This is a genomic window from Pricia sp. (genome assembly GCF_041745955.1).
Classification (GTDB): Bacteria; Bacteroidota; Bacteroidia; order Flavobacteriales; family Flavobacteriaceae; genus Pricia.
The window spans coordinates 1-6,202 of sequence record NZ_JBGTHY010000120.1; the positions used below are offsets into that span (position 1 = coordinate 1).

Annotated in this window: 6 protein-coding genes; 5 read left to right on the top strand and 1 reads right to left on the bottom strand. The window is 46.3% G+C overall.

The window, feature by feature from the left end; all coding sequences use genetic code 11:
* Positions 1-211 precede the first annotated feature (211 nt).
* Positions 212-1,219, top strand: coding sequence for a 4-hydroxyproline epimerase (locus ACEW8S_RS04200; RefSeq protein WP_373516936.1), 1,008 nt, complete (start codon positions 212-214; stop codon positions 1,217-1,219).
* Between the two features lie 128 nt (positions 1,220-1,347).
* On the top strand, positions 1,348-2,595 hold the full coding sequence (locus tag ACEW8S_RS04205) for an NAD(P)/FAD-dependent oxidoreductase (RefSeq protein ID WP_373516931.1): 1,248 nt from the start codon (positions 1,348-1,350) through the stop codon (positions 2,593-2,595).
* A 141-nt stretch (positions 2,596-2,736) separates the two neighbouring features.
* Here ACEW8S_RS04205 and ACEW8S_RS04210 read toward each other — a convergent pair whose 3' ends face one another.
* Positions 2,737-3,384, bottom strand: coding sequence for an alpha/beta hydrolase (locus ACEW8S_RS04210; RefSeq protein ID WP_373516932.1), 648 nt, complete (start codon positions 3,382-3,384; stop codon positions 2,737-2,739).
* 124 nt (positions 3,385-3,508) lie between these two features.
* Here ACEW8S_RS04210 and ACEW8S_RS04215 point away from each other — a divergent pair, with 124 nt between their 5' ends.
* From ACEW8S_RS04215 to menD, 3 genes are all read left to right on the top strand, one after another.
* Positions 3,509-3,934: a PaaI family thioesterase gene (locus ACEW8S_RS04215; protein ID WP_373516933.1), complete on the top strand. Its 426-nt coding sequence runs from the start codon at positions 3,509-3,511 to the stop codon at positions 3,932-3,934.
* Between the two features lie 24 nt (positions 3,935-3,958).
* On the top strand, positions 3,959-5,155 hold the full coding sequence (locus ACEW8S_RS04220) for a chorismate-binding protein (RefSeq protein WP_373516934.1): 1,197 nt from the start codon (positions 3,959-3,961) through the stop codon (positions 5,153-5,155).
* Between the two features lie 22 nt (positions 5,156-5,177).
* Positions 5,178-6,202, top strand: a 1,025-nt coding sequence (gene menD, locus ACEW8S_RS04225; RefSeq protein ID WP_373516935.1) for a 2-succinyl-5-enolpyruvyl-6-hydroxy-3-cyclohexene-1-carboxylic-acid synthase, incomplete at its 3' end; no start/stop codon positions are given.

Genomic DNA, 6,202 nt, shown 5'->3' on the forward strand with positions numbered 1-6,202 from the left:
GATTTTGGAGCGTCGTATTGATGCCTATATCGAATCTTTAAAATGAGCATCAAGGACCAGACGGTTAAACCAAACACGTCTTTACAGCCAAAGACAGCGTTAAGACCAGACCATTAAACCAAACAAGACCCAAGAACCAAAAACGCCTTTAAAACCAGACCATTAGACCAAAAATCTTTGGAACCTAAAACAGGTTTAACACAGCACTATGATGCCACAAAATACGTTTGTCTGTATCGACGCCCATACGGGCGGTAACCCCGTACGTGTGGTGGCTAAAGGCGGTCCCGAACTCAAGGGCGCCGACATGAGCGAAAAAAGACAGCACTTTTTACGGGAATACGATTGGGTCCGCAAGGGATTGATGTTCGAACCTCGGGGCCATGATATGATGAGCGGCAGTATTTTCTATCCACCATCCGATCCTGAAAATGATTTCGGCATCCTTTTTATCGAGACCAGCGGTTGTCTGCCCATGTGCGGTCACGGTACTATTGGCTCTATCACTATCGGTATCGAAGAGGGATTGCTAAAACCAAAAACACCCGGAAAGATCCGTATGGACGCTCCCGCGGGCCTGGTACAGATCGAATACGAAATGGCCGGAAAAAAGGTGGAGTGGGTAAAACTGACCAATGTGAAATCCTATCTGGCGGCCACGGATCTCACGGTTGAAAGTTCCGATTTGGGCGAACTCTTGTTCGATGTCGCCTACGGCGGAAATTATTATGCGATTTTAGATGTACAAAAGAATTTCTCGGGCATCAATGACTTTTCCGCCGGTAAATTGGTGCATTTCAGTCAGGAAATCCGCGAAAAAATCAATCTGAAATATCCGGATAGGTTTATCCATCCCGAAGACGAAACCATTCGCGATGTGAGCCATCTGATGTGGTCGGGCAAGCCGATTTCTCCACTGGCGACAGCACGAAATGCCGTTTTTTATGGAGATAAGGCTATTGATCGGTCTCCCTGTGGTACCGGTACTTCCGCCCGAATGGCACAATGGCACGCCAAGGGAAAATTGAAGTTGGGAGACGCATTCATCCACGAAAGTTTTATCGGTTCGCAGTTTATCGGAAGGGTAGAGGAGGAGACTACTTTAGCCGGTATTGCGGCGATTATCCCAAGTATTCAAGGTTGGGCGAAGATTTATGGGCATAATACCATTACGATCGATGACGACGATCCGTATGCGCACGGATTTCAAGTGATATGAAACCTCCCCGCGCCGGAGGCGGCTTGTAGATTAATCGATTTGAAGACTAGTTCATCCGTGGAATATCTTCAAACCTGCCTGCCGGACGGGCAGGTTTTCAAATCAACACCTATTAAAATTATTCAACATTGAAAAATATCATCATCATCGGCGGCGGCATCATAGGTTTAAGCTCCGCCTATTTTCTGCAAAAGGAAGGGCATCAGGTAACGGTCATCGACAAATCTGATATTACCTCCGGCGCTTCCTTCGTCAATGCGGGCTATATCACGCCCAGTCATATCATTCCGATGGCATCTCCAGGAAAAATTGCGCAGGGTATCAAATGGATGTTCGATTCTTCAAGTCCCTTTTACATCAAACCCCGCTGGGATATCGATTTCTTCAAATGGTCATGGTTCTTTCATAAATCCTCGACCGCGGCGAAAGTAGAAAAGGCCATTCCCGTCATCAAGGATATCAACATCCTGAGCCGTGGACTTTATGAGGACATAAAAGCTTCCGGGGATCTGGGCGATTTCCACCTCGAACGTAAGGGCCTCTTGATGATCTACAAAACGGACGCTGCATTCGAACATGAAATGGAAGTGGCGCAAAAGGCGAGTTTTTTAGGGCTTGAGGTTGCCGAACTGAACAAATCCCAATTGGAAACTATCGAGCCAAATATAAAAATTGATGCCAAGGGCGCCATTCATTACCATTGTGATGGCCATACCTCGCCCACGGAACTGATGCCCAAATTGTTGACGTACTTAAAAAGTGCCGGAGTTCAAATAAAAACGGACGAAGAGGTGCTCGACCTATCCGTATCCAATGGAAAAATCGGCAAAATCCGGACTTCAAAAGGTTTATATACTGCTGACGAAATCATACTTGCCGCCGGTTCGTGGAGTGGAATCCTATCCAAAAAAATGAATATCAAACTCCCTTTACAGGCGGGAAAAGGCTACCGGATTAACGTAGCGCGCCCGACGGGAATATCGATGCCCTCAATTTTGATGGAAGCCAGTATGGCCGTAACCCCGATGCGGGAATTTACGCGCTTCGCAGGTACTATGGAGTTCTCGGGCATCAACGATACCATTCGAAAAGAAAGGGTTTTGGCGATTGCCAACGGTGCCAAAAACTTCTATCCCGAACTGGACATCACCCAAGAAGAAATCGCCGACGCCCAAACCGGAATGCGCCCCGTCTCCCCGGACGGACTCCCGTATATCGGCAAATCGAAAGATATCAAAAACCTGACCTTCGCCACCGGCCACGCCATGATGGGGTGGAGTCTTGGCCCCGCTACGGGGAAATTGGTTTCGGAAATTATTGGAAATAAAAAGACTTCTATGGATATTTCGGCGTTTGCGCCGGGGAGGAGGTTTTGATCGCTCGCATTTAAATTTTAAGCTTCACGAAGTTGTCAACCTCCTAGTATCTTTGGTATTTTTGCTATCTTTAAGACCGTATTTTTTTGCTTCCGAAACGGTTTAATTTTAAACAAATACTAGGTAGGATTAACAAAGGTTTCATGGCACCAAGTCGGATATTAAATCCCTATTCACTTCGTGCCCCCCTTCAAAAATTATTACCTGCGCTGTTCCGCCGAATAATTTTTCGATTTTTGCCAATTCCGTTTTTCGCCGTTCCTCGTTCAGATATTCGTCCTTATCACCCACGATTATGCTCACCTTGGTATTATATTTAAGGAGGAAATCAAAATCCGAAGCTTGCAGTTCATTGGGGATAGCGCCGGCATACAGTATTAATTGAGTGCATTTGATCTGCCTTTTCGCGACCCAACGCAAGGTAATTGAAACACCTTGTGAAAAACCGAGTACGATGAGGTTACAGCTCCCGGTAAGTTTTTCTGACGACAAAACAGCGTCCAAATAGACCATGACGTTTTCGGTTTCCCGTTGCGTATCTTCCTTGGTCAACCAGCTCGCCCCGACTCGGGTGTAACTGGTGTTCAAATAGTATTTTGAAGGCGCTTGTGGAGCGATGATATAGTTTTTATCCGAAGGGAGTCCGTCGAAATGTCCTATAAAGTAACGGCTCAGATAGCCGAGGCCGTGCATTACGATCCACACGTTTTCCGTAGTTTCGGACAGCGTGTTTAAAGTACTGTAGGAATTGGTGCTGGTATACGTAACGGTATTTTCCGAAGGAGTCATAAACAATTGCTTTAAAGGAAGTCGATTTTGGTATAGTATGATTAATTTTGGATGGAGTTATTCCTACCGTTTCAAATTCACGAATTTCGAAGTGGCGCGGGAACAAAGGCCAAAAATAAAGGTTATGGACGATTACAAGGAGAAAATACTCAAGGTTTGCAACAATTCCTCAAAAAACACTTTGATGGAAACCCTGCAGATCGAGTATACAGATGTTGGGGCGGATTATCTTGTCGGCAAGATGCCCGTAAATTCCAAAGTCTACCAACCGGACGGTGTTTTGCACGGCGGTGCCATGGTGGCCCTGGCCGAAAGCGTGGGCAGTATGGCCTCTTACATCTTTCTCGATGCGCAGCAATTCGCCATTAGGGGCATCGAAATTGCGGCCAATCATGTAAAAAGTGTCCGCAATGGAGATGTCTTCGCCAAAGCGACGATAGTACATAAAGGTCGCACCACCCAATTGTGGAATATCAAAATTACCGATAGCGAAGACCGTTTGGTTTCCGTCTGTAAATTGACCACGATCGCTTTGCCGAAAAAAATCTGATATCCGTTTGTAAACTGGCTGCGATTGTCCTATTCAGAAAATAATATGCCGTTGGATTTTTTTGAAAGTATTGACACCCAATTTAGAAAAAAGCTTCCTTTCGTGGCCTACAGGAAACCTAAGGAGGATAGGGTAAAGGCCGTCTTTCAGAACGATGACCGAGTACATCATCTCAAAACATACGCGGAAACGGGATTTATTTTCGCCCCTTTTGATGCAAGACATCCTACCCTAATTATTGCTCCTGATGCATTGCTTGAGATTTCGGATTTGGAACGACAGGTCAGCAACACAAAATGGGATGGGACCGTGCCGACATCCGACAAACAAGATGATTTGGCCATGTCGACATCCGACAAACAAGATGAGGTGACCGGGCCAACATCCGACAAAGAAAGAAAAGAGTCCCACATCCATCTCATAGAAAAAGGAATCTCCGAAATAAAAAAAGGCACTTTTGAAAAGGTGGTCCTTTCCAGATGCCTTGAAACGGATTCGAAAGCGCGTCCGTTAGATTTGTTCCAGAAGCTTTTGGTCAAACACCCCAATGCTTTTTGCTATCTATGGTACCATCCGAAGGTCGGTCTGTGGTTGGGCGCGACCCCGGAAATTTTGTTGATGCTCAAAAACCGGCATTTGACTACGATGTCATTGGCCGGAACCCAAAAATATGCAGGTACGGAAAATCCGAAATGGGGACATAAGGAACTCGAAGAGCAGCAACTGGTCACCGACTACATCACCGATGCCCTTAAAGATCAGGTCGACCATCTTAGTAAGTCGAACACGGAAACCATACGTGCTGGCGAATTACTTCATTTACGTACCAAGATTACGGGTCTTGTAGATGAAAAAAACTTAGGGTCCATTGTAAGCGCATTGCACCCGACCCCTGCCATCTGTGGTATGCCCAAAGAAAGCACGCAGGATTTTATAGTGGAGAACGAGAATTACAATCGGGAGTTCTATACCGGATTCTTGGGCGAACTGAATCTAAGAACCGATAAACAACGAAATAACCGTAAGGGAAATCAGGAAAACCAAGCCTATCGTTCCATCACGAAGACAACGACGCTGTATGTGAATCTGCGTTGTATGCAACTTAAAGCAAATAGGGCCCATATATATGTAGGCGGCGGCATTACCAAAGACTCCGACCCCGAACGGGAATGGGAAGAGACGGTGGCGAAAAGTAGCACAATGCTATCAATTTTAGGATAATTTTCGACTACTTTTGCACCCCATGAGACACTCCAGCATTCCCTCGGCGCAATTGGTCGTGCAGCACTGTAAGGCCAAAGGCATCAAGAACATCATTATCTCCCCAGGGTCGAGAAATGCCCCCTTGACCATCGATTTTACGGAAGACCCCTATTTTTCCTGTTTTAGTATCGTCGATGAGCGTAGTGCGGCCTTCTTCGCCTTGGGTATAGCACAACATCTGATGGAACCCGTGGCAGTAGTTTGTACTTCGGGCAGTGCTTTGTTGAATTATTATCCCGCGGTGGCCGAGGCATTTTATAGCGGTATTCCCTTGGTGGTGATTTCTGCGGATAGGCCTCTATATAAAATCGACGTCGGAGACGGACAGACCATTCGGCAAGACGACGTTTTCCATCGGCATATCGGATACTCCGCCCATTTGAAACAAGACATTGTACATGCTACCGATCGGGTGGAAAAGTATGCCCCAAAATGGCTTGAAGGTGATTCGGAAGATGTACTGCAAAAAGTGATACAGCAACACAATGACAGCGAATTGAACACGGCTTTGAACGTGGCCCTAAAGGTCAAGTTGCCCGTACATATCAACGTTCCTTTTGAAGAACCGTTGTATGACACTGCCCTCAAACCTGCGGCAGTGCCCTTGGTGGTGCCGGCGGAAACTACGGAAGATCCTGAAATTACCGACATTCAAAGCTTTGTTGATGTGTGGGACACATCCGGGAGAAAAATGGTACTTGTTGGTGTCAATCACCCCAACGCTGCCGAACAGCGATTTTTAGACTGGCTCGCGGCAGATCCTTCGGTGATCGTTTTCACCGAGACCACATCCAATCTTCACCATCCGAAATTTTTTGCCAGTATCGACAGTATTTTGGCACCTATTGAAAAACGGGACAACCATGAAACGCTTTTCGAAAAACTAAGGCCCGAAATTTTGCTCACGTTCGGGGGACTGGTAATATCGAAAAAAATAAAGGCTTTTCTCCGGGAGTACAGACCCAGACATCACTGGCACATCGATGCGTTGAAGGCCTATGATAC

Coding starts and splice junctions, on each gene's coding strand:
- ACEW8S_RS04215 (WP_373516933.1), top strand. CDS start 3,509: ATGGACGATTACAAGGAGAAAATACTCAAGGTTTGCAACAATTCCTCA.
- ACEW8S_RS04200 (WP_373516936.1), top strand. CDS start 212: ATGCCACAAAATACGTTTGTCTGTATCGACGCCCATACGGGCGGTAAC.
- ACEW8S_RS04210 (WP_373516932.1), bottom strand. CDS start 3,384: ATGACTCCTTCGGAAAATACCGTTACGTATACCAGCACCAATTCCTAC.